The organism is Ralstonia mojiangensis, assembly GCF_023955645.1.
In the GTDB taxonomy this organism is placed as follows: domain Bacteria; phylum Pseudomonadota; class Gammaproteobacteria; order Burkholderiales; family Burkholderiaceae; genus Ralstonia; species Ralstonia mojiangensis.
On sequence record NZ_JAMXHU010000005.1, the window covers coordinates 523,192 to 545,966 of the forward strand.

The following is a 22,775-nucleotide window of genomic DNA, read 5'->3' on the forward strand; positions in this document are numbered from 1 at the left end:
GACAACACTCCGGGTGCGATCAGCGCAGGCTGATGGTGGTATTCACGCCGCCGGCATCGACCGCGTCGTCAAACCAGCGCGCCGTTACCGTCTTCGTTTGCGTGTAGAACTGCACGACCTGCTTACCGTACGGGCCCAGGTCACCCAGCTTGGAGCCGCGCGAGCCGGTAAAGCTGAAGTACGGCACGGGCACCGGAATGGGAATGTTGATACCCACCTGCCCGACATCGATCTCGCTCTGGAACTTGCGTGCCGATGCGCCGCTCTGCGTGAACAGTCCCACACCGTTGCCGAACGGGTTGGCGTTGACCAGCGCGATGGCGTCGTCCAGCGTGGGCACAGTCAGCACCAGCAGCACGGGGCCGAAGATCTCATTGGTGTAGATGTCCATGTCGGTCTTCACATCGGTGAAGATCGTCGGGCCGATGAAGTTGCCGTCTTCGTAACCGGCCACACGCACATTGCGGCCGTCGAGCGCCAGCGTGGCGCCCTGCTGCACGCCCGACTCGATCAAACCAAGGATGCGCTGCTTGGCCGCGCGCGAGACGACTGGGCCGACGTCGGTTCCCGGCTCTACACCGGCGTTCACCTTGAGCGCCTTCGCTTTCTGCACCAGGTCCGGCAGCCACTGCTGCGCCGCGCCCACCAGCACAACCACAGACGTCGCCATGCATCGCTGCCCAGCCGCGCCAAAGCCCGCGCCCACCAGCGCATTGATCGCCTGCTCGCGGTTGGCATCCGGCAGCACCACAGCGTGGTTCTTCGCGCCCATCATCGATTGCACGCGCTTACCGTGCTCGCTGCCCAGGCGGTACACATGGGTGCCCACTGCGGTAGAGCCAACAAACGAAATCGCCTTTACGTGTTCGTGCGTGCACAGTGCATCCACCACGTCCTTGCCGCCGTGCACGACATTCAGCACGCCGGGCGGCACGCCGGCTTCGAGCGCCAGCTCCACCAGTTGCATGGTCGACAGCGGGTCCTGCTCCGAAGGCTTGAGCACGAACGTGTTGCCGCACACGATGGCCATCGGGAACATCCACAGCGGAATCATCGCCGGGAAGTTGAACGGCGTAATGCCGGCACACACGCCAATCGGCTGGCGCAGCGTGTAAGTATCGACCGCGCTGGCCACGTTCTCCAGAAACTCGCCCTGCTGCAGCGAGCCCACCGAACACGCGTGCTCCACCACTTCCAGCCCGCGGAAGATGTCGCCTTCGGCGTCGGGCAGCGTCTTGCCCTGCTCGGCCGTGAGCGTGCGGGCGATGCGCGGCGAGTGCTCGCGAATCAGCGCCTGGAACTTCAGCATGATGCGCATGCGCGCACCGACCGGCGTGTTCTTCCACGTGGCAAACGCGGCGTGCGCCGAGCGGATGGCCGCGTCCACTTCGTCCGCCGTGGCAAACGGCACGCGTGCCAGCACTTCCTGCGTGGCCGGGTTGACGATGTCGCGCCATTCCTTCGACTGCGATTCGACAAACTCGCCGCCAATCAGCAGCTTGACGGTGGGCGGGGTGTCCTGCTGTGCGGCAGGCTTGGCGGAAGCGAGGGAAGCAACGGCGCTCATGGGGGTCTCCTGGCGAATCGGTATCGGTTGCGGTAGCGGTAACGGGTTCAATGCGGAATGGGCAAATCAGGCGAAGTCTTCTTCCCAGTACTCGCCGGGCAGGCGAGCCGGTTGCGGCGTGCGTTCAAGCTCCAGCCGCCGCAGTTCGACGCGGCGGATCTTTCCCGAGATGGTCTTGGGCAGCTCGCTGAACTGCAGTCGGCGGATGCGCTTGTACGGCGCGAGCTTTTCGCGGGAGAAGAGGAACACGGCGCGTGCGAGTTCAGGGCCGGCTTCGTAGCCCTGCCGCACGGTCACGAACGCCTTTGGCACGGAGAGGCGCAGCGGATCGGAACTTGGCACCACGGCGGCCTCGGCAATGGCCTCGTGCTCGATCAGCACGCTTTCCAGCTCGAAGGGGCTCAGCCGATAGTCGGATGACTTGAACACGTCATCGGTGCGGCCCACGTAGACGAAGTAGCCGTCGTCGCGGCGCATCGCCACGTCGGAGGTGTGGTAATAGCCATTGCGCATTGCCTCGGCGGTGGCCTTTGCGTTGTTGGCGTAACCCTGCATCAGGCCGAGCGGGCGGTGTGAGAGCGGCAGCACGATTTCGCCTTCGCTGGCCGGCTGATCGTCGTGGTCGACCAGCTCCACGCGGTAGCCCGGCAGCGGGCGCCCGACCGAACCGGGCACGACCGGCTGCCCCGGCGTGTTGCCGATCTGGCAGGTGGTCTCGGTCTGGCCAAAGCCGTCGCGAATGGTCACGCCCCAGGCGCTGCGCACGCGCTCGATGATCTCGGGGTTCAGCGGCTCGCCCGCACCGACGATCTCGCGCAGCTTGACGGCGTACTCCGCCAGCGGCTCCTGCACCAGCATGCGCCACACGGTGGGCGGCGCGCACAGCGTGGTCACGTTAAAGCGCACCAGCACGTCCAGCGTGTCCTTGGGCACGAAGCGCGCGTAGTTGTAAACGAACACGCAAGCCTGGGCATTCCACGGGGCGAAGAAGCAGCTCCAGGCATGCTTGGCCCAGCCGGGCGAACTGATGTTCCAGTGGATGCCTCCGGGTTGCAGGCCGATCCAGTACATGGTCGACAAGTGGCCGACCGGATAGCTCTGGTGCGTGTGTTCCACCAGCTTCGGCTTGGACGTGGTGCCCGAGGTGAAGTACAGCAGCAACGGGTCGGTCGCCTTGGTCGGGCCGTCGGGGGTGAACTGCGCAGGTGCGTCGTAGCCTGCTGCCAGGTCGATCCACCCTTCGCGCTGCGCACCCACGGCGATGCGCTTGACGCTCGCATCGACACTGTCGAACTTGTGCAACTCCGCCGCGTCGACGACCACGCAGTTCGCGCCACCGAGTTCCACGCGGTCGCGCACGTCATCCGGTGAAAGCTGCGTCGTGGCCGGCAGCACCACCGCACCCAGCTTCATCGCCGCGAGCATCACGTCCCACAGTTCGACGCGGTTCGGCAGCATCAGCAGCAGACGGTCACCACGCACGATGCCCAGCCCGCGCAGGAAATTCGCCATGCGCGACGAGCGCTCCGACATCTGCGCAAACGAAAGCTTCAACCCGCCGCTTTGCGGGTCATCGACGATCCACAGCGCCGGGTTGTCGTTGCCGCGCGCCATCACATCGAAGTAATCGAGCGCCCAGTTGAACGTATCCAGCTTCGGCCACGCAAACTCGCGATACGCGCGGTCGTAGTCGGTGCGATGGCGCAGCAGAAAATCGCGCGCTTCCACAAAACCCTGTGCTGCAGATACCGCTTCGTTCATCGTCGTCTCCTGGTCGGCGCGTTTGCGCTCTTTCGTGTTCGGTCGATGTGCGCGGTGCGTGCTAGACGTGCCGCGCGATCACCATCCGCTGGACTTCGCTGGTGCCTTCGTAGATCTGGGTAATGCGTGCATCGCGGTAGTGACGCTCGACGGCGTAGTCGGCCAGGTAGCCGTAGCCGCCGTGGATCTGGATGGCGTTGGAGCAAATCTCCTCGGCCAGTTCTGACGCATAGAGCTTGGCCTGCGAGGCCTCCGACAGGCATGGCTTGTCTGCGCTGCGCAGGCGCGCCGCATGGTGAACGAGCAAGCGCGCCGCATTCAAGCGCGTGGCCATGTCGGCCAGCATGTTGGCGATGGTCTGGTGCTCGCGCAGCGCCTTGCCGAACTGGATGCGCTCATTGGCGTAGTTGCGCGCGGCATCGAACGCGGCGCGGGCAATGCCCACCGCTTGCGCGGCAATGCCGATGCGCCCGCCTTCCAGGTTCGACAGCGCGATCTTCAGGCCTTCGCCGCGCTCGCCCAGCAGATTCTCTTCGGGCACGGCGCAGTCTTCGAGCGTGATCGGGCAGGTGTCCGACGCGCGAATGCCGAGCTTGTGTTCGGGCCGCCCAACATGAAAGCCTGGCGTGTCGGTCGGCACGATGAAGGCCGAAATGCCGCGCTTGCCGGCTTCCGGATCGGTCACGGCAAACACGATGGCGATGTCCGCCCGCGCGCCGTTGGTCACGAATTGCTTGTTGCCGTTGAGCACCCACTTGCCATCGCGCAGCACGGCGCGGGTGCGCAGGTTGTTGGCTTCGGAGCCGGCGTGCGGCTCGGTGAGGCAGAACGCGCCGATCGCGCGGCCGGTGGCCAGATCCGGCAGGTAACGCGCTTTCTGCGCCTCGGTGCCGAACTTCAGGATGGGGCCGCAGCCGACCGAGTTGTGCACGCTCATCATCGTCGCGCTGGCAGCGCACCCGGCGGCCACCTCTTCCAATGCAAGCGCATAGGCCACGTAATCGGTGTACGAACCACCCCACTCCGCCGGCACAATCATGCCCAGCAGGCCCAGCTCGCCCATCTCGCGCACCACGTCATCCGGCAGTGCAGCATCGCGGTCCCACTGCGCGGCGTTGGGCGCCAGGCGCTCGGTGGCAAAGTCGCGTGCAGCGTCGTGGATCATCCGCTGCTCTTCGGTATAGAAGTCGTCCATCGCTTGGCTCTTGCTTGTTTGCTGACCGGGGCCGCGTGACGCTGCCTGTGCAGGCGCCTTACACTGTGCAGCCCGCGGCGCTTGGGTTCGGTGGGGAAAAGTGTAGGCACGCGGCTGGGCGGCTTCGATGCCCGTCACGATCAACTTGCGTGAGCGGATTTGCCATACCGATGAAAAACAACGAGAAAGGAACGGTCTCTGTCAGCCTCGTCAACGAGGCCGTGACACGTGCGCGCGCGCACGGCGTAGACATGCAACCCATCATGGCGGCTGCGGGCATCACGCCGCAGATGCTGGCGCAACCGCGCAGCCGTGTGTCGTCCGCGCAGTACGGCGCGCTGTGGGCCGGCATTGCGCAAGCCATGGACGATGAGTTCTTCGGGCAGGATGCGCACCCCATGCGCTGGGGCAGCTTCGTAGCGATGACGCAGGCCGCGCTCACTGCGCGCACCGGCCGGCAGGCGCTGGCGCGGGCCGTCGGTTTTCTGCGGCTGGTGCTGGATGACCTGCATGTGCGCGTTGAAGAAGACGATCAGCGTGTGCGTCTCGTCTTTGTGCACCGCAAGGGCACGCGGGTGCCGCCGATGTTCACCTACGCCACGTGGCTCATCATGGTCTACGGCTTGGTGTGCTGGCTGGTGGGACGGCGCATTCCGTTCATTGCCGCGCGCTTCCGTTGTGCGGCGCCGCAAGACGCGCAGGAATATCGCCTGATGTTCTGCGACGACATGGCGTTCAAGCACGATGCGTCGTTCGTCGATCTTTCGCCTGCTTTCCTGGAGCTGCCCGTCATCCAGACGGCAGCGTCCATCAAGACCTTCCTGCGCGATGCGCCGGGCAACTTCATCGTCAAGTACCGCAACCCGGATTCATTTGCAGCGCGCGTGCGCAAGACGCTGCGCAACCTGCCGGTTGCGAGTTGGCCCGCGTCTGACGCGATGGCGCTCAAACTGAACGTGGCCGAAGCGACGATGCGCCGGCGCCTGAAGCTGGAAGGCCACACGTATCAGTCCATCAAAGACGACTTGCGGCGTGACATTGCCATCGGCCAGTTGCAGGACACGCGCCGCACGATCGCCGACATTGCCATCGCTGTGGGCTTTGCGGAACCGAGCGCCTTCCACCGCGCCTTCCGCAAATGGACGGGCATGCGGCCGACGGACTATCGGCTGGCCGGCGCAGACTGAGGCTGCGCAGCGACGGCGCCTTCGCTCGTGCCGCTCACTTCCCGCAGCGTCTCCAGAAAGGCCTTGAGCACCGGCGAGTGATCGTCCACACGATAGTGAACGTACAGCGGCACAGCAGGCAGCGCCGGCTCCAGCGGGCGGAAGACCACACCGGGCGGCGCCAGGTTCGCCGTCGAGCCCGGCAGCAGCGCCACACCAAAGCCCGCGCTCACCAGCGCCAACAGCGTCTGCACTTCGGTCACCTGTTGGCGCACGAGCGGCGCAAAGCCGGCCTGGATGCACAGATGCAGCAAGTGATCGGCAAAGCGCGATCGCTTGGATTCAAACGCAACAAACGGCTCGCCGGCAAAGTCGCCGAGGGCCAGGCTGGTGTGCCCGGCCAGGCGGTGCGTGGCGGGCAACGCCATCACGATCGGCTCGTGCTGCAGCAGCTCGCTGCGCACGGCGGGGTCTTCGTGGCCCAGCCGGAAGATGCATGCGTCGATGCGGCGCTCCTTGAGCGCAGCCACCTGCGCGGCGGGCGTCATCTCTTGCAGGCGCCACTCAACGCCGGGGTAGCGCTCGCGAAACTGGCGCAGCGCCTCCGGTAACAGCCCCACCATCACCGAGCTGATCATGCCGATTTCCAGCTCGCCCACCTGGCCACGCCCCGCCTGTCGCGTGAGATCCAGCGCGCGGTTGAGCTGCGCAAACACCAGCGGCGCCTGCTCCTTGAGCGTGCGGCCGGCCGCCGTCAGTTCTACGCGGTGGTGGCTGCGCACAAACAGCGGCGTGCCGATCTCGTCTTCCAGCAGCCGGATCTGCTGGCTCAGCGGCGGCTGCGACATGAACAGGCGCGCTGCCGCCCGCCCGAAGTGCAGCTCGTCGGCCAGCACCGAGAAGTAGCGCAGCAGGCGGATGTCCACGGTATGCGCTACGCCTTCAGGTCGAAGTTGAACGGCGTCTCGCGCTGGCGCTTGCCGGTCAGCCGGAAGATGGCATTGGCGATGGCCGGTGCCACCGGCGGGTTGGCCAGCTCGCCCACGCCACCCGGCTTGTCGCGGTTGCCATCGATGATGACGATATCGATGGCGGGCATGTCCGACATGCGCATCACCGGGTAATCATGGAAATTGCTTTGCTGAACCGCGCCGCCCTGGATGTCGACGCGATCGAACAGGGCATGGCCGAGGCCCCACATCAGGCCGCCGTACAGCTGCTCCTCCACGCCGGTGCGCGAGACCGCAAGGCCAACGTCGGCCACGCAGGTGAGCTTTTCGACAACGACGCGGCCGTCCTTGCGCGCCACCTGCGCCACCACGGCGATGTAGCTGTCATACGCCTGATGCGTGGCGACGCCGAGTGCGTGTGCGTGAGCAACCTTCCCCCACCCGGCACGCTGGGCGGCAGTGCGCAGCACGTCGACATGCCGGGGCCGATCGACCATGTGAGCGACGCGGAAATCAACTGGATCACGTCGGGCCGCCGCAGCCATCTCGTCCATAAAGCTCTCGGTGGCGAAGACGTTGGGGATGAAGCTGACGGCGCGGTACCAGCCCGTCGGGATGCCCGTTTCGTGCCGCACCCAGCCAATGTCCATGTGGTTGGCGCGATATGGAAAATCCCACTTCGAGATGGCCTCGGTGGTGCTGTAATCCATGCGGTCGGGGCGGTCGAAGTAGCCCGGCTCCCATTGTTCGGGCGAGGCGGGGGACACAGCGCGAATACGCAGCGCATCGAGCCGGCCCTGCGCATCAAGCGCGCCTTCGAGGCGGTGATACGTGGCGGGGTGGCCGTACAGCGCGCGCATCTCGTCTTCGCGGCTGTTCATCAGCTTGATCGGCACGCCGGTCCTCTTGGCAAGGTAGCTCGCCTCGAACAGCCAGTATTTGCTCTCGCGCGCACCAAAGCTGCCGCCCGACACCATCTCGTGCAGCACCACCTTGTCGCGCGGCACGCCGCAGATCACCTCGGCAGCTTCCATCGCGGTGGATGGCACCTGGATGCCGCCCCAGTATTGAATGGCGCCGTCCTTAAACCACGCAGTGATGTTGACCGGTTCCAGCGGATTCTGCTGCTTGTACGGCATGCGATATGCCGCATCGATGCGCTTGGCGCCGTGGGCCATCGCCACGTCCGTGTTGCCGGTCTGCACGGTGTGCACAACGCGCGCCTTGCCACTGGCGAGCCAGGCGGCCTGGTGCTGGGCAACATGGCCGCTGTCGAAATCGGCGAAGGCGCTGTCGTCCCATTCCACCTTGAGGGCGGCGCGTCCTTTGTTGGCGGCCCAGTAGTCATCCCCCAGCACGGCCACGCCTTCCTGGTTACCGCCGAGCACATCGGGCCGCATCGGAATCGTGATGACCTGACGCACGCCGCGCACCTTCAACGCCTCGGCGCTGTCGATGCGGCGCACGCGTGCACCCGGCATTGGCGCACGCTGCACCACCGCCACCAGCATGCCCGGCAACGACACATCGATGCCGTATTGGAACCGGCCTGTGGCCTTGGCCAGCGCATCGCGTTTGTGCCGCAGCTTGCCGATGTACTTGAAGTCCGCCGAATCCTTCAACGTCACGTTGGCAGGCGCAGGCAGACGGCCCGCCGCATCGGCCAATTCGCCGTAGGTGGCCTTGCGGCCGTCGTTGCAGATGACGGTGCCGCCGGCCGTGCTGCAGTTGGCGGCGGCCACGCCCCAGCGTTGCGCCGCCGCGCTCACAAGCACCGCGCGCGCTGTGGCGCCGGCTTGCCGCAGACGCACATATTCGAGCGACACGCTGGTGCTGCCGCCTGTGGAATACACCTTCCAGATTGGATGGATGTAGTCCTGGAAGAACGGATCTTCCGGCGTGACGACGGCAATACGCATCGGGTCCACATCCAGCTCTTCGGCCACGCAGGCGGCCAGCGCAGTTTGCGTGCCGGTGCCGGAATCGTGCTTGTGGACGACGATCTTGACGGTGTTGTCGGCCAGCACCCGCACCCAGGCGTTCGGTTCGAATTCCCCCGCGGCGCCATCCTTGCCGGCGGCCAGTGCATCGGGCAAGCGGCAGCCGACGGCCAGCCCCGCCGTCAGCAGCGCGCTCTGTTGCAGGAAGCGGCGGCGCGAAGGTGCATGCAAATCACGCGGCGCGCTCATGCCTTGCCTCGCTCGTCGGCGGCGCGCTTGATGGCCTGGCGGATGCGCCCGTAGGTGCCGCAGCGGCAGACGTTGCCCGCCATGGCATTCGTAATGGCCTCGTCGTTAACGGGCGTGCCTGCCGCCAGCAACGCGGCTGCAGACATGATCTGCCCGGACTGGCAGTAGCCGCACTGCGGTACGTCTTCCGCCACCCAGGCGCGTTGCAGCGGGTGCGTGCCGTCTTTTGACAGCCCTTCGATGGTGGTGACGCTGTGGCCGGCCGCCGCCGATGCGGGCGTGATGCATGCGCGGATCGGTGCGCCATCCAGATGGACCGTGCAGGCCCCGCAGAAGCCGCCACCGCAGCCGAACTTGGTGCCCGTCAGTTTGAGCCGATCGCGCAGCACCCAGAGCAGGGGCATGTCGGCATCGGCGGCGTCAAGCGCGTGGGGCGCGCCATTGACCATAATCTCGGTCATCATTGTCTCCTCCAGAATCGGGCCGTCTCATGCGGCCGCGCCTGGCTGCAATATGAAGCCGCGCACGGGCACCCCGCCAGCGACGATTTCTGCTAGCCCGTGTAAGTCGAACTAACAGCTCACCCACCGCCGCCATGTACAAGCGTTATCCGTCGATCCAGTCGATGCATGCCTTCCTGCAGGCGGCGCGCACCGGCAGCTTTACCAAGGCCGCGCAGCAGCTGGACCTGACGCACAGCGCGATCAGCCAGCAGATCCGCTCGCTCGAGGAGTTCATCGGCCAGCCGCTGTTTGTGCGCGAGGCGGGCGGCATCGTGCTGACCGATGCGGGCCAGCTCTTTGCCAGCATGCTCACCGACGGCTTCGGGCAGGTGGACCGGGCGCTGTCTTCGGTGCGCAACCGGCACGTGCCGCAAACGCTCATCGTCGATGTCGACAGCGAACTGGCGCAGGGTTGGCTCAATGCGCGGCTGCCGCAGTTGCTGGCGGCGCTGCCCGGATTCCAGGTCATGTTCCTGTCCACCACGCGCGGCGAGCGGCCGTCGTTCGAGCGCGTGGATGTCTCGCTGCGCTACGGCTATGGCGAATGGGATGACTGCGAGATGGCGCTGATCTGTGGCGACCTCGTCACCGCCGTGGCGGCGCCCGCGCTGCTGGAGCGGCATGGCGTGCAGGCGCCGCTGGCGCCGTCGGCTGCGATGACGCTGCCGCTGCTGGGCTACACGCGGCGCTCGTGGATTCCATGGCTTGACGCCGCCGGCCTGGAGCCGCTGGAACCCGCCGTGGTGGCGGCATTCGACAACGCCGCGAACATGGTCGCCGCGGCTGAGGCCGGCATTGGCGTGGCGCTCGTGCGGGGGCTGCTGGCGGCCGATGCACTGCAGCATCGGCGCCTCGTCCCGCTGACGGACGTCGCCATCCCCGCGCACTACAACCTGTATGCCGTCTGGCAGCGCGGACAGGGGCAACGTGCGCAGGCCGTGGTGAGCGCGGTGCAACAACTCGCGCGCGACACGCTGGGCGGCTGAGGCCGCTTCTCCCTCCGGCCGCTTGCCGATATCGGCAACGTATCAAGACCGCCGCCAAATAGTATTGGCCGGCCCCCGGCCCCGACTCCGATACTGCGCCCCAAGCAGCACGCATCCGGCATCACGCGATCCGGCGAGGGGAAGGCACACGCCTAGCAAAGCGCCACGCTGCCGCACGTGCCTGCCCTCACCGGGAAGCCATCTCACGCTTCCTCCCAGTCATCAGGAGATCCAACGATGATCATCGACATCAGCTGCTACCCCACCGACCTGGTGGACCTCGCGTGGTGGCACGACGGCGACCCCTTTACCGGCGAGCGCCTGCTCGAAATGATGGATGGCCCTTACATGATCAACGGCAAGCCGCGCCGTATCGACAAGGCCTTCATCCAGCCGCCCCAGGGCAACACCATCTACACGTGGACGGACGGCGAGCTTTCGGGCCGCGAATCCATCGACGCCTACATGGCATACACGCTCAAGATGGTGCAGACGTACCCCGACCGTTTCATCGGGTGCTTCGTCTACAACCCGCGCTGCGGCGTGCAGAACGGCGTGGAGGCCATCGAGCGCTACGTCAAGGAACACGGTTTCAAGATGGTCCAGATGCAGGCCAACATGCACGCCTACCGTCCGGACCGCGCGCTGGACTGGGTGATGCCCGCGTTCGAGAAATGCGCCGAGCTGGGCGTGCCCGTCAAGCTGCATACGGGCGACGGCCCCTACAGCATTCCGTCGGAATGGATCCCGATGATCAAGCGCTTCCCGAACGTCGATTTCATCATGGCGCACTTCGGCGTGCAGACCGGCGGCGTCTACGTGTTCGAGCCGATGCAGTGGGCGATGGAGCTGCCCAACGTGTATTGCGAATCGGGCTGGTGCCTGCAGTCGCGCATCGTCGAATTTGCCAAGGTGCTGCCCAAGCACAAGATCCTGTTCGGCACCGACACGCCGCCCAACGAGCCCGGCATGTGGCTGCGCCTGCTGGAAGTGCTGTGCATGGACCCGCCGCAGGGCCTGAACCTCGATGAAGACACGCTCGAGGATTACCTGGGCAACAACATCGCCCGCATGATCGGCCTGGAGCCGACCCGTCCGCCCAAGACCGTGGCCGAAGCCGAAGCGCAGCTCGCGCTGGCTGCCGCCTGAGCCACCGCAGACCGCACGGAGCGCACACATGATTATCGATACCCATCTGCACCCGACCAACCTCGTCGACGAGGCCTGGCGCCACACCGGCACGCCGTTCAACGGCGAACGCATGATCGAGCTGATGGACGGCCCGTACATGATCAACGGCAAGCCGCGCCGCATCGACATGGGCTTCATCCAGCCGCCACCGGGCAACACCGGCTACCGCGACGGCAACCGCCGTGGCCGCGAAGGCATTCGCGACTACATGGCGTACATCGCCGAACTCACGCAGAAGTATCCGGACCGCTTCATCGGCAACTTCACCTACAACCCGCGCTGGGGCCCGGAGAACGGCGCGGCAGAGCTGGAATTCCACATCAAGGAATACGGCTTCAAGATGGTCAAGCTGCACGCCAACATGCACGGCTACCGGCCTGACCGCGCGCTGGACTGGCTGCGCCCTGCCATGAAGGTCTGCGCCAAGTACAACATCGTGGTGTTGATCCACACCGGCGACGGCCCGTACACCATCCCGACGATGTTCTACCCGATCATCCGCGAGTTCCCGATGGTGAACTTCATCATCGGCCACTTCGGTATCCAGACCGGCGGCAACTACTCGTTCGAAGCGTTCTGGATGGCGATGGACACGCCCAATGTGTACTGCGAATCGGGCTGGTGCTTCCAGTCGCGCATCGTCGAGTTTGCGAAGCAGCTGCCGCGCGACAAGATCGTCTTCGGCACCGATTCGCCGCCCAACGAACCCGGCATGTGGCTGCGGGAGCTGGAGGTGCTGTGCTCGGCGCCGCCGCAGGGGTTGGGCATCGATGAAGACCACCTTGAAGACTATCTGGGCAACAACATTGCGCGGCTGGTCGGCATCGAGCCCACCAAACCGCCCAAGGACCTGGCCGAGGCGGAGCTTCGCCTGAAGTCGACCTACGTCCAGACAGCAGAAGCGGCCTGAGCGCCGATCCCGCGGGCGCCGCGCCACTGTGGTGTTCGGCGCCCGCCTCTAGCGAGGTGTGCCATGAGCATGACCCGGCTTGGCGAAGGCCAGGATTTCCACGTCTTCGCCAATCTCTATCGCGAGTTGTATCCCGAAGATGTGCTGACGGTGCGCCACGGCATCTCCGCCGACCAGGACGTCACCGCCGTCATCGATCAGCTCGCTGCGCGCAACCAGACCCCCATGCTGGTCTGCGAGCAGGTCAGCGGCCTGCAGGTACCGCTGGTCACCAACGTCTTTGCCTCGCGGTCACGGCTGGCACGGTTGTTCGACGTGTTGCCGCATCAACTGCACGATGCCTTCCAGGCACGCGCCAATGCGTCCATCGCACCGCGTGTCGTCTCGCACGGCCCCATCACCGACGAGGTGATCGAAGGCGACGCGGTCGACGTTGCGCTGCTGCCGATGATCAAGCACTTCGAGAGCGACCGCGCGCCCTACATCACCAACGCCATCATCGTGGCCGAGGACCCGGTGACGGGCGTGGCCAACATGAGCTATCACCGCTCGATGCGCCACGCACGCAACGCCCTGGCGACGAGCCTGCACTCGCGCGGCCACCTCTGGCGCATGCTGCAGACCGCGCGCGAACGCGGCGACGTGCTGCGCGTAGCGATGGTCGTGGGCGCGCATCCGCTGTTCATGCTGGCCGCCGCCGCCCGCCTGCCATTTGGTGCCGATGAACGCGCTGTGGCTGGCGGCCTGCTTGGCGCACCGCTCGATATCGTCCGCACGCCGCGCTACGGCATTGGCGTGCCGGCGGCGGCGGAGTTCGTGCTCGAAGGCACCATCGACCCTGCCGCCTATGCCGAGGAAGGCCCGTTCGGCGAGTTCACCGGCTATTCGTCGGACCGTTCCACCAACAACGTGCTGCGCATCGACACGCTGATGCGCCGGCGCGATGCCTGGCTGGTCGACGTGGTGGGCGGCCCATATGCGGAGCACCTCACGCTCGCCCGCCTGCCGCGTGAGGCCGAGATGAGCGAGAAGCTCAAGGCGCGCTTCCCATCGGTGACGGCGCTGCACTACCCGAACTCCGGCACGCACTTTCATTGCTACGTGGCGCTCAACCCAACGCGCGACGGCGAGGCCCGCCAGGTCATGCTCGCGCTGCTCGGATGGGACCCATACCTCAAGACCGTGATTGCCGTGGATTCGGATATCGATCTGCAGCAGGACGAGCAGGTGCTGTGGGCCATGGCCACGCACTTCCAGCCGCACCAGGATGTGTTCATGGTCGATGGCCTGCCCGGCAGCCCGCTTGACCCGTCATCGTCCGTGCACGGCACGACTTCGCGCATGGGCATCGACGCAACACGCGGTGCCGGTTTCGAAGGCATCCGCGCACGCATCGATCCGCAGGCCATTGCCCGCGCGGGCGACATCCTCCGCCGGGCCGGAGTGCGTCCATGAGCGCGCGCCACCCTCGCGCTCCAACCCGGCCGCGCATGGTGGTCGGCATCAGCGGTGCATCGGGCTTCGTCTATGGCGTGCGGCTGCTCGAACTGCTGCACGCGCTCGATGTGGAGACGCACCTGGTCGTCACACGTTCTGCGCTGCTGACGATGGCGCACGAAACGCCGTACAAGCTCGCCGACGTGATCGATCGCGCTACGCATTACCACCGCGCGGACGACATGGCCGCCGGCATTGCCAGCGGATCGTTCCGCGCGCTGGGCATGATCGTGGCGCCATGCTCGATGAAGTCTCTGGCGGAGATTGCCACCGGCGTCTCGTCGACGCTGCTGACACGCGCGGCCGACGTCACGCTCAAGGAGCGCCGTCCGCTTGTACTGATGGCGCGCGAGACGCCATTCACGCTCGCACACCTGCGCAACATGCAGGCCGTCACGGTGATGGGCGCCATCGTCGCACCGCCCGTGCCGGCCTTCTATGCGCGGCCCAATACGTTGGACGACATGATCGACCACACCCTCGGCCGCGTGCTCGACCTCTTCGGGCTCGATGCCGGCACCGCCCTGCGCTGGGGCGAAGAAGCCTTACCTGCCTTAGTCCGTACCCCACCCACGCTCGACAAGGAGACAACATGAAACCCCAAGCCACGGCCCACGCCACGCTTCCTGGCCCGAACACCAAGATTCCGGTCACCATCCTCACCGGCTTTCTTGGCGCCGGCAAAACCACGCTGCTGAACTTCATTCTGCGCGAAAACCACGGCCGCAAGATCGCCGTGATCGAAAACGAGTTTGGTGAAGTCGGCATCGACGGCGGCCTCGTCATGGCCTCGGAAAACGAAGAGATCTACGAGATGGTCAACGGCTGCGTGTGCTGCACGGCCGAGGTGCGCGAAGACCTCGTGCGCATCGTGCGCCAGCTTGTCGCGCGGCCCGAACGGCTCGACCACATCCTGGTGGAAACCAGCGGCCTGGCCGATCCGTATCCGGTAGCGCAGTCGTTCTTCATCGACGACCCGATTGCCGAACATGTCGAGCTTGACGCCATCGTCACCATGGTCGACGCCAAGCACATCGCCGCGCATCTGGACGACCTGCAGCTGGACGGTGTCGACAACCAGGCCGTCGACCAGATCGTCTGCGCTGACCGCATCGTCATCAACAAGGTGGACCTTGTGGGCCGCGACGACATCGACGCGCTGCGCGGGCGCATCCGCGGCTTGAACGCCACGGCCGACATCGTCACCTCCAGTTATGCCGAGGTCGATCTGAACAAGATCATCGGTGTCGGCGCGTTCGAGGCCACGCAGAAGCTGCTGGAGATCGGCGCAGACGCCGGCCACGGCGAGCATGACGCGCACGACCATGAACATGACCATGACCACGAACATGAACATGTTCACGCCGACGCTCACGAGCATGACCATGAGCACGAACATGAGCACGACCACCAGCACGATCCGAGCGTCTCGTCCGTGGGCTTTGACGTACCGGCCGACGTGGATCTCGTGCGCTTCCACACGTGGATCGACACCCTGCGCACCGAGCAGGCGGAAACGCTGTTCCGCATGAAAGGCATCCTGGCCGTGAAGGGCCAGGCGCAGCGCTACGTGCTGCAGGGCGTGCACAGCCTCATCGACTTTCGCGCAACGCAGCCGTGGGGCAGCGAAGCGCGCAGCAGCAAGATCGTCTTCATCGGCCGCGACCTCGATCGCTCGGCCCTGCAGGACGGTTTCAACGCGTGTCTGGCGGCGTGAGCATGCCATGACATGACATCCCCCTGACCCGAGGGCGGCTCCTGGCACGCCCCGGGCATGACAACGATAGGAGACAACCATGACAACAGCCGTACACCCGGTCGACCAGATTCTGTCGACCCGACAGATGTTGACGTTGGGCTTGCAGCATATGGCGGTGTCGTACATCGGCGCCATCGCGGTGCCGATGATCATCGCGTCGGCGCTCAAGATGTCGCAGGCGGACACCATTGTGCTCATCAGCACCACGTTGTTCTGCTCGGGCATCGCCACGCTGTTACAGACCATCGGGTTCTGGAAGTTCGGGGTGCGGCTGCCGATCCTGCAGGGGGTGGCGTTCAGCAGCGTGGGGCCGGTGATCGCCATCGGCACCAACCCTGCCGTAGGTTTCGCGGGCGTGTGCGGTGCGGTCATTGCGGCCGGGCTGTTTACGCTGCTCGCCGCACCGCTGGTGGGGCGGCTGCGGCGATTTTTTCCACCGGTGGTCACGGGCTGCATCGTGACCGTCATCGGCCTGCAGCTCTTTCCCGTCGCGTATGACTGGGTGGGCGGAGGACGCAACGCCGCCAACTTCGGTGCGCCGTCGTTTCTGCTGGTGGCCGTGGTCGTGGTTGCCACCATCCTGCTCATCAACCGCTTCGGCAGCCCGCTGCTGCGCAACCTTGCCGTGCTGGTGGGCATGATCGTCGGCACGTTGCTCGGCTGCGCCATGGGCATGGGCAACTTTCACGGGGTGGCTGAAGCGCCGTGGGTCACGCTACCGGTGCCGTTCCACTTTGGGGTGCCTGTGTTTGCGGTGGTGCCGGCCCTGACCATGATCGTGGTGATGATCGTGCAAATGGTGGAATCGATGGGCCTGTTCCTGGCCATCGGCGACATTGTCGAAAAGCCCATCGAAGAAGAGGAAGCCATCAACGGCCTGCGCGCCAACGGCCTGGCCAGCGCCATTGCGGGCATGTTCGCGGCCTTCCCGTTCATAGCGTTCATGGAGAACGTCGGGCTGGTGGTGCTGACCGGTGTGCGCAGCCGCTGGGTGGTGGCTGTGAGCGGCGTGCTGATGTGTCTCGTAGCACTCGTGCCGAAGGCCGGCGCAGTAATTGCGGCCACGCCATCGGCCGCATTGGGCGGCGCCGGCATCGCCATGTTCGGCGTGGTGGCCGCTGCGGGCATCCAGACCCTGGCACGCGTCGACTACGAACACAACCGCTACAACGTGCTCATCGTGGGCTTCACGATTGCTGCCGCGCTGGTCCCGGTGCTCGCGCCCACGCTGTTCAAGGCCCTGCCCGACTGGACGCAACCGTTCCTGCACAGCGGCGTGGTCATCGCCTGCCTGGTGTCGGTGGCGCTGAACCTGCTGCTCAACGGTACCGAAGAAGCGCACGTTCCAGCGTCTGTGGTGCGCACGGCGGGCCGCGCCTGATCATTCAATGGACAACTCCATGCACAACACGCCTCAAGACATCCTCATCCGCCGCCCCTTGGCCGTCATGACCGGTCTGCGCGGTGACGCCGCACGCGCCGGTGCGGTCGATATCCGCATCGCCGGGGGCCGCATCGCCGAGATGGGCCCCGACCTCATGCCCCGCCCCGGCGAGCGCGTCATCGACGCGAGCGATTGCATCGTCTACCCGGGCTGGATCAATACGCACCATCACCTGTTCCAGAACCTGCTCAAGGCCGTGCCGGAAGGCATGAACCAGGACCTGCAGGGGTGGCTGGCCAGCGTGCCGTATCCGCGCCTGCCGCTGTTCACACCCGAGCTGATGCGCACGGCTGCGCGCCTGGGCATGGCGGAGCTGCTGCTGTCGGGCGCCACCACCTGCGCCGACCACCATTACCTCTATCACGCAGGCGGCGGCACCGAATCGGGCGACATGCTGTTCGACGTGGCCGACGAATTCGGCATGCGCTTCGTGCTCTGCCGCGGCGGCGCCATCGAGTCGGCCAGCAGCCACCCGGGCTTCTCGAAGACGGCGCTGCAGCCTGAAACGCTCGACCAGATGCTGGCCGACATCGAGCGGCTCAAGCACCGCTATCACGACGACGCCCCCGACGCGATGCGCCGCGTGGTGGTGGCGCCGACCACACCCACGTTCTCGTTGCCACCGGCATTGCTGGTCGAGCTGGCCCATGTGGCGCGCGGCATGCATCTGCGCATGCATACGCATTTGTCGGAGACCGACAACTACGTGCGCTTCTGCCGCGAGAAATACAACTGTCTGCCCGTGGAGTTCGTGGCCGAGCACGAGTGGCTGGGCCCGGACGTCTGGTTTGCGCACCTCGTGCACCTGCAGCCGTCGGAGATCCGCATGCTGGCGCAGACGGGCAGCGGCATCGCGCACTGCCCCGTCAGCAACAGCCGGCTGGGCAGCGGCATCGCGCCGGTGCCGCAACTGGCGGCGGCTGGTGTGCCGGTGTCTTTGGGCGTGGATGGCGTGGCGTCCAACGAATCGGGCAGCATGACCGGCGAGGTCAACACCGCGTGGCTCATTCACCGTGCCGCGCAAGGCGCCAGTGCCACCACCGCTGAAGATGTCATTCACTGGGCCACCGCAGGCGGCGCACGCGTGCTCGGCTTGAGTGAAGTCGGCACGCTGCAGGTCGGGCAAGCGGCCGATCTGGTGCTCTACGACATCAACCATCCGCGCTTCTACGGCTTCCACAATCCGGCGCTCGCGCCCGTGGTGGCCGGCGAGCCCATTGCCGTGCGCATCAGCATCATCGGCGGCCGTGTCGTGGTGGACGAAGGTGTGGTGTGCGGGCTGGATGTGGCACGCATCCGCGCTGAAGCCCGCCAAGGTGTGGCGGACTTGATGGCATGCGCCTGACGGTTCAGACGTCGAGTCGCAGCGCCATGTGCTCTTCGTCGTAGAAGCGATCACCGACACGCATGGCGCGGCGCTCGATGCCGAAGGTCTCGAAACCCGCGTTGCGATACAGCGCTTGCGCACGCGGGTTTTCGGCGTTCACGCAGAGATGAATCTGCAGCACCCGTGCGGCACGCGCATGCGCAATGGCCGCGTTGAGCAGCCGGCCGGCAATACCGCCCCGCCGATGCGCCGGGTCAACAAATACGCCCCACAGCACAGCCTTGTGCGCGACTTGCGCAAGCGCTTCACGCCGCAACCCGGCAATGCCGATCAGTTCGCGCCCCGCAAAGGCACCAAACACGATCTGATGCTCAGTCGCCCGGATGCGGTTGCGGGTTTCCTCCAGCGTGCGCCCCGACTCTTCATCGTGCGTCGGCCAGATGGCGGTGGGCGCGTCTTGAATGGCCTTCAGACGCAGCGCCTTGAAGGCCTCGGCGTCCTCGTCGATCAACGGGCGAATGGCGACGTCGCTCATGGCTGTTTGGCCTCCACGGTGAATGCATCGCCAGTCTCAAAGAATGCACCGCCTGCGAGGTAATGCACGGTCTTGCTGCCCGCATCGGTGAAGTGCCAGCGGCCGTTGCTGAACAGCGCTGGGTCCGCCCAGGCGGCGGTCACCTCGGCGATGAAAAGGTCGTAGCGTTTCTCGTTGTGCGGCTCGGGAATGACGCGGCATTCCAGCCACCCTGCGCAGCCGGCCACCAGCGGCACATCGATCGTGCGGGCAGGCATGGTGGCAAGGCCAAGCGCATCGAACTTGTCGCCGTCGCGGCCCGACAGCGTGCCCACCGCGAGCGTGGTCTCAGCGATGGCCCGGGTGGGGATGTTCAGTGCAAAGACACCGGAAGCCTCGATCAGCTCGCGAGTGAGGGTGCGGCTGTCGACCACGACGAGGACCTTGGGCGGGGCAAAGTCGAGTGGCATCGCCCAGGCGGCGGCCATGACGTTGCGCACGCCGTTGTGGGCGCTGGTGACCAGCGTGGTCGGGCCGTGGTTCAGGAGACGGTAGGACTTTGCCAGTTCTACTGGGGCCAGTGTGGGGGGATTAGGCATGATGGCGAGGGGACTAGGGGGAGGCGTCATCATAGGTCACTGGGGGTGGATGTGTTGGGGGTGGTTTCTTGATGTTTTTTTGTTGGTGGTCCACCTCCCTTTCGTTCCCTGCCGGGACCGACTCACTTTTCTTTGTCTTGCCAAAGAAAAGTAAGCAAAAGAAAGGCGCGCCCGAGATGGCGACTTCCCCTTGAATTTGTGTGACCGTGCGGGGAAGGAGGCAAACTCGCTGCGCTCAGACAGCCTCCTTCCTTGATCCGCCCGCTCACAAAAATTCAAGGCGCCATCAAGGGCTCAACGTCAACAGAAAAAGGCCAACCCGTCGCGAGGTTGGCCTTGTCGTTTGGGCTGGCGCTGAGATGGTTTGGCTTTGTCCTTTGACTTTCCTGCCCTAGATGGCGCCTTGAATTTCTGTTGCAGAGAGGAAAGAGGAAGGGAAACTGTCTGAGCGAAGCGAGTTTTTCCCTTCCCCTCCCTGCGACATAAATTCAAGGAATCTTTCGCCATCTCGGGCGCGCATTTCTTTGCTTACTTTCTTTGGGCAAGACCAAAGAAAGTGAGTCAGCCCCGGCAGGGGATGAAACAAGGGATGCACCACAAAAAACAAGCCTCTGCGAACCCCATCAACCGGGCCAAAACTTACTCCCCAACCCGCTTGGCAATATGCTCCAGCGCCTCCTCCACCTGATCAATCAAAATCAGGCAGAGATCACCTGGCTGCAACCGCCCCAGCGCCGTGTCGATCGCCAGGAATTCACCACGGATTTCATCAACGCGGCTCGTGCGCGACGCACCCTGCAGCCCTTCACGCAGCAGCGCGAGCACCTCGCCATCCTCACGCCCACGCTGGCATTGGTCTTCATACAGCACAACGTCGTCAAACACGCCACCCAGAATCTGCGTCTGGCGGCGGATATCCTCGTCGCGGCGGTCGCCCGCCCCGCTGATCACCACCGAGCGGCGCTGGGCCGGCATGGTGGCAACCGCGTTGCATAGCGCCTGGATGGCGTCGGGATTGTGGCCGTAGTCGGCGATGAGCGTGGCGCCCTTGTAATCGAATACGTTGAAGCGGCCGGGCGCAGTGGCGGCGTCGTTCACAAAGGTGGCGAGGCCGCGGCGGATGATCGTCCAGTCGATGCCAAGTGCCCATGCAGCAGCAATCGACGACATTGCGTTTTCAACCTGGAAGCCAATCGTGCCGTTGCGCGTGAGCGGAATATCAGCCAGTGCGATGCGCGTTTCGTTCGCACCTTCGGTGGCCACAATCTCGGCGCCATCGACAAACACCACGCGCTTGCCCTGCGCGCGGTGCAGGGCCATGGTCGGCAGGCTGGCGTCGTGCGCGAAGAAGGTAACTGAGCCGGGGCAGCCGTCGGCCATGCGCGCGACCATCGGGTCGGCGGCATTGAGCACCGCCATGCCGCGCGGCGCCACGTTCTGCACGATCACGCTCTTGAGCACGGCCAGGTCTTCCACCGTGCTGATGTAGTTGAGGCCCAGATGGTCGCCTTCGCCCACGTTTGTCACGACCGCCACGTCGCAGCGGTCGAACGCGAGACCTTCGCGCAGCAGGCCGCCACGCGCGGTTTCGAAGACGGCGGCGTCGACGTCCGGATGCAGCAGCACGTTGCGCGCGCTGCGCGGCCCGCTGCAATCGCCGGTGTCGATGCGCTGGGCCTGGATGTACACGCCGTCGGTGCCGGTCATGCCCATGCGCAGGCCGCTGGTGGCAAGCAGATGCGTGATCAGGCGCACCGTCGTCGTCTTGCCGTTGGTGCCGGACACCGCCACCACGGGAATACGACCGTCGTCGCCGTCGGCAAACATCGTGGAGACGATCGCCTCGCCCACGGCGCGGCCCTTGCCGTACGACGGCTGCAGGTGCATACGCAAACCTGGTGCGGCGTTGACTTCCACAATGCCGCCGGCCTGGTCCTCGAACGGCTTGAGCATCGTTTCGCACACGGCATCCACGCCACAGATATCGAGGCCGACCATCTGTGCCGCCGCCACGGCACGCGCCGCGATGGCCGGGTGCACGTCATCGGTCACGTCGGTGGCGGTGCCGCCCGTGGAGAGATTCGCGTTATTGCGCAACACCACGCGCGTGCCCTTGGGCGGCACGGCGTCGGCGCTCAGGCCCTGTTTGGCGAGCGTGGCCAGCGCAATGTCGTCAAAGCGGATTTTCGTGAGCGAGGTGGCATGCCCTTCGCCGCGTCGCGGGTCGCGGTTTACTTCGTCGACCAGCTCACGCACGGTGTGCTTGCCGTCGCCAATAACTTGCGGCGGATCGCGGCGTGCAGCCGCCACCAGGTGCTTGCCCACCACGAGCAGACGGAAATCGTGGCCGGGGATGTAGCGCTCGACGATCACGTCGGACGAAATGTCGGCCGCGACCTCATAGGCCGTCATCACTTCTTCGCGCGTGCGGATGCGCACGGCCACGCCTTTGCCCTGGTTGCCGTCGCGCGGCTTGACCACGACCGGGCCGTGGATTTCCTGCGCGGCTTCCCACGCTTCCTCTGCGCTGCGCACCGAACGGCCCAGCGGTACCGGCACGCCGGCCGCGTGCAGCAGGGTCTTCGTCAGATCCTTGTCCTGCGCAATGGATTCGGCCACGGCGCTGGTCAAGTCGGTTTCGGCGGCCTGGATACGGCGCTGCTTGCTGCCCCAGCCAAACTGCACCATCGAGCCCTGCGTGAGGCGGCGGTACGGAATCCCGCGCGCCACGGCGGCGTAGACGATGGAGCCGGTGCTGGGGCCCAGGCGCACGTCTTCGTCCAGCTCGCGCAGGCGGTGCAGCGCGTCGTCAAGATCAAACGGCTGGTCGTCGCGTGCGGCCAGGCAAAGTTGGCCGGCCAGCTCAAATGCCAGTCGGCCCACTTCCTCTTCGCTGTATTCGACGACGACTTGGTATGTGCCGGGTTCGAGCGTCGGCTCGGTATGGCTGAACGTCACCGGGCAACCGGCGGCAGCTTGCAGGCCCAGCGCCGCGGCTTCCAATGCGTGCGCAATCGATGGCGCGTCGGCTTCGTCATCTGGGCGCAACGGGCCAATCGCCGGAAACCGCGCGCGCAGGCGGTCTTCAAAGCCCGGCAGTTCGGCCAGCAGTTGGGATTGATCCGAGCAGGCCACGATGGCTTCGATGGCCGTATGGCGGCACCAGAGATTTGGGCCGCGCAAGGCCCGGATACGAGAGACTTCCATGCAATCAGCT

General features: G+C 65.5%; 18 protein-coding genes. 9 read left to right on the plus strand and 9 right to left on the minus strand.

Features of this window, described 5'->3' with window-relative positions; translation table 11 throughout:
- Positions 1–19 precede the first annotated feature (19 nt).
- The 3 genes from NG898_RS22795 to NG898_RS22805 all read right to left on the minus strand — a co-directional run bounded on the left by NG898_RS22795 (position 20) and on the right by NG898_RS22805 (position 4,523).
- Complete coding sequence (locus tag NG898_RS22795; protein WP_252694552.1) at positions 20–1,567, minus strand: CoA-acylating methylmalonate-semialdehyde dehydrogenase; 1,548 nt, start codon at positions 1,565–1,567, stop codon at positions 20–22.
- A 66-nt stretch (positions 1,568–1,633) separates the two neighbouring features.
- Positions 1,634–3,328: an AMP-binding protein gene (locus NG898_RS22800; protein ID WP_252694553.1), complete on the minus strand. Its 1,695-nt coding sequence runs from the start codon at positions 3,326–3,328 to the stop codon at positions 1,634–1,636.
- Between the two features lie 61 nt (positions 3,329–3,389).
- Positions 3,390–4,523 (minus strand): acyl-CoA dehydrogenase, encoded by a 1,134-nt coding sequence (locus NG898_RS22805; RefSeq protein ID WP_024978310.1) that lies wholly within the window; start codon positions 4,521–4,523, stop codon positions 3,390–3,392.
- 170 nt (positions 4,524–4,693) lie between these two features.
- Between NG898_RS22805 and NG898_RS22810 the strand changes: the two genes are divergently transcribed.
- Positions 4,694–5,710 (plus strand): AraC family transcriptional regulator, encoded by a 1,017-nt coding sequence (locus NG898_RS22810; protein ID WP_252694554.1) that lies wholly within the window; start codon positions 4,694–4,696, stop codon positions 5,708–5,710.
- Here the strand turns inward: NG898_RS22810 and NG898_RS22815 are convergent.
- Genes NG898_RS22815 through NG898_RS22825 form a run of 3 tightly spaced genes read right to left on the minus strand, consistent with a single transcriptional unit; the run spans position 5,686 to position 9,289 of the window.
- Positions 5,686–6,615: a LysR family transcriptional regulator gene (locus tag NG898_RS22815; RefSeq protein ID WP_252694555.1), complete on the minus strand. Its 930-nt coding sequence runs from the start codon at positions 6,613–6,615 to the stop codon at positions 5,686–5,688. The genes NG898_RS22810 and NG898_RS22815 overlap by 25 nt on opposite strands.
- Positions 6,616–6,623: 8 nt before the next feature.
- Entirely contained in the window at positions 6,624–8,828 is a 2,205-nt protein-coding gene (locus NG898_RS22820) for a xanthine dehydrogenase family protein molybdopterin-binding subunit (protein WP_252694556.1), read from the minus strand.
- Positions 8,825–9,289 (minus strand): (2Fe-2S)-binding protein, encoded by a 465-nt coding sequence (locus NG898_RS22825; protein ID WP_252694557.1) that lies wholly within the window; start codon positions 9,287–9,289, stop codon positions 8,825–8,827. The genes NG898_RS22820 and NG898_RS22825 overlap by 4 nt, the downstream gene beginning before the upstream one ends.
- Before the next feature lie 134 nt (positions 9,290–9,423).
- Between NG898_RS22825 and NG898_RS22830 the strand changes: the two genes are divergently transcribed.
- From NG898_RS22830 to NG898_RS22865, 8 genes are all read left to right on the plus strand, one after another.
- Positions 9,424–10,317 carry a LysR family transcriptional regulator gene (locus tag NG898_RS22830; RefSeq protein WP_252694558.1) on the plus strand — a complete coding sequence of 298 codons (894 nt, stop codon included), beginning with the start codon at positions 9,424–9,426 and terminating at the stop codon, positions 10,315–10,317.
- 237 nt (positions 10,318–10,554) lie between these two features.
- Complete coding sequence (locus NG898_RS22835; RefSeq protein WP_045202142.1) at positions 10,555–11,466, plus strand: amidohydrolase family protein; 912 nt, start codon at positions 10,555–10,557, stop codon at positions 11,464–11,466.
- Positions 11,467–11,494: 28 nt separating this feature from the next.
- A complete protein-coding gene (locus NG898_RS22840) occupies positions 11,495–12,418 on the plus strand; it encodes an amidohydrolase family protein (protein ID WP_252694559.1) in 924 nt (307 codons plus the stop codon).
- A 63-nt stretch (positions 12,419–12,481) separates the two neighbouring features.
- On the plus strand, positions 12,482–13,873 hold the full coding sequence (locus NG898_RS22845) for a UbiD family decarboxylase (protein ID WP_252694560.1): 1,392 nt from the start codon (positions 12,482–12,484) through the stop codon (positions 13,871–13,873).
- The gene (locus NG898_RS22850) at positions 13,870–14,511 is read left to right on the plus strand and encodes a UbiX family flavin prenyltransferase (protein ID WP_252694561.1); all 642 of its coding nucleotides are present in this window, start codon (positions 13,870–13,872) and stop codon (positions 14,509–14,511) included. The genes NG898_RS22845 and NG898_RS22850 overlap by 4 nt, the downstream gene beginning before the upstream one ends.
- Positions 14,508–15,632, plus strand: coding sequence for a CobW family GTP-binding protein (locus NG898_RS22855; RefSeq protein ID WP_252694562.1), 1,125 nt, complete (start codon positions 14,508–14,510; stop codon positions 15,630–15,632). Before NG898_RS22850 ends, NG898_RS22855 begins: the two co-directional genes overlap by 4 nt.
- A 79-nt stretch (positions 15,633–15,711) precedes the next feature.
- Positions 15,712–17,055: a nucleobase:cation symporter-2 family protein gene (locus NG898_RS22860; protein WP_252694563.1), complete on the plus strand. Its 1,344-nt coding sequence runs from the start codon at positions 15,712–15,714 to the stop codon at positions 17,053–17,055.
- Between the two features lie 19 nt (positions 17,056–17,074).
- Positions 17,075–18,463: an amidohydrolase family protein gene (locus tag NG898_RS22865; protein ID WP_252694564.1), complete on the plus strand. Its 1,389-nt coding sequence runs from the start codon at positions 17,075–17,077 to the stop codon at positions 18,461–18,463.
- Between the two features lie 4 nt (positions 18,464–18,467).
- Here the strand turns inward: NG898_RS22865 and NG898_RS22870 are convergent, their stop codons facing one another.
- From NG898_RS22870 to cphA, 3 genes are all read right to left on the minus strand, one after another.
- Positions 18,468–18,980 (minus strand): GNAT family N-acetyltransferase, encoded by a 513-nt coding sequence (locus NG898_RS22870; protein ID WP_252694565.1) that lies wholly within the window; start codon positions 18,978–18,980, stop codon positions 18,468–18,470.
- Complete coding sequence (locus NG898_RS22875) at positions 18,977–19,591, minus strand: flavin reductase family protein (RefSeq protein ID WP_252694566.1); 615 nt, start codon at positions 19,589–19,591, stop codon at positions 18,977–18,979. Before NG898_RS22875 ends, NG898_RS22870 begins: the two co-directional genes overlap by 4 nt.
- Before the next feature lie 606 nt (positions 19,592–20,197).
- The gene (gene cphA / locus NG898_RS22880; protein ID WP_252694567.1) at positions 20,198–22,765 is read right to left on the minus strand and encodes a cyanophycin synthetase; all 2,568 of its coding nucleotides are present in this window, start codon (positions 22,763–22,765) and stop codon (positions 20,198–20,200) included.
- Positions 22,766–22,775: the final 10 nt, after the last annotated feature.

What these genes read in the sequence shown, in the direction of transcription:
- NG898_RS22795 (WP_252694552.1), bottom strand. Translation starts at nt 1,567, where the DNA reads ATGAGCGCCGTTGCTTCCCTCGCTTCCGCCAAGCCTGCCGCACAGCAG.
- NG898_RS22800 (WP_252694553.1), bottom strand. Translation starts at nt 3,328, where the DNA reads ATGAACGAAGCGGTATCTGCAGCACAGGGTTTTGTGGAAGCGCGCGAT.
- NG898_RS22805 (WP_024978310.1), bottom strand. Translation starts at nt 4,523, where the DNA reads ATGGACGACTTCTATACCGAAGAGCAGCGGATGATCCACGACGCTGCA.
- NG898_RS22810 (WP_252694554.1), top strand. Translation starts at nt 4,694, where the DNA reads ATGAAAAACAACGAGAAAGGAACGGTCTCTGTCAGCCTCGTCAACGAG.
- NG898_RS22820 (WP_252694556.1), bottom strand. Translation starts at nt 8,828, where the DNA reads ATGAGCGCGCCGCGTGATTTGCATGCACCTTCGCGCCGCCGCTTCCTG.
- NG898_RS22825 (WP_252694557.1), bottom strand. Translation starts at nt 9,289, where the DNA reads ATGACCGAGATTATGGTCAATGGCGCGCCCCACGCGCTTGACGCCGCC.
- NG898_RS22830 (WP_252694558.1), top strand. Translation starts at nt 9,424, where the DNA reads ATGTACAAGCGTTATCCGTCGATCCAGTCGATGCATGCCTTCCTGCAG.
- NG898_RS22835 (WP_045202142.1), top strand. Translation starts at nt 10,555, where the DNA reads ATGATCATCGACATCAGCTGCTACCCCACCGACCTGGTGGACCTCGCG.
- NG898_RS22840 (WP_252694559.1), top strand. Translation starts at nt 11,495, where the DNA reads ATGATTATCGATACCCATCTGCACCCGACCAACCTCGTCGACGAGGCC.
- NG898_RS22845 (WP_252694560.1), top strand. Translation starts at nt 12,482, where the DNA reads ATGAGCATGACCCGGCTTGGCGAAGGCCAGGATTTCCACGTCTTCGCC.
- NG898_RS22850 (WP_252694561.1), top strand. Translation starts at nt 13,870, where the DNA reads ATGAGCGCGCGCCACCCTCGCGCTCCAACCCGGCCGCGCATGGTGGTC.
- NG898_RS22855 (WP_252694562.1), top strand. Translation starts at nt 14,508, where the DNA reads ATGAAACCCCAAGCCACGGCCCACGCCACGCTTCCTGGCCCGAACACC.
- NG898_RS22860 (WP_252694563.1), top strand. Translation starts at nt 15,712, where the DNA reads ATGACAACAGCCGTACACCCGGTCGACCAGATTCTGTCGACCCGACAG.
- NG898_RS22865 (WP_252694564.1), top strand. Translation starts at nt 17,075, where the DNA reads ATGCACAACACGCCTCAAGACATCCTCATCCGCCGCCCCTTGGCCGTC.
- NG898_RS22870 (WP_252694565.1), bottom strand. Translation starts at nt 18,980, where the DNA reads ATGAGCGACGTCGCCATTCGCCCGTTGATCGACGAGGACGCCGAGGCC.
- NG898_RS22875 (WP_252694566.1), bottom strand. Translation starts at nt 19,591, where the DNA reads ATGATGACGCCTCCCCCTAGTCCCCTCGCCATCATGCCTAATCCCCCC.
- cphA (WP_252694567.1), bottom strand. Translation starts at nt 22,765, where the DNA reads ATGGAAGTCTCTCGTATCCGGGCCTTGCGCGGCCCAAATCTCTGGTGC.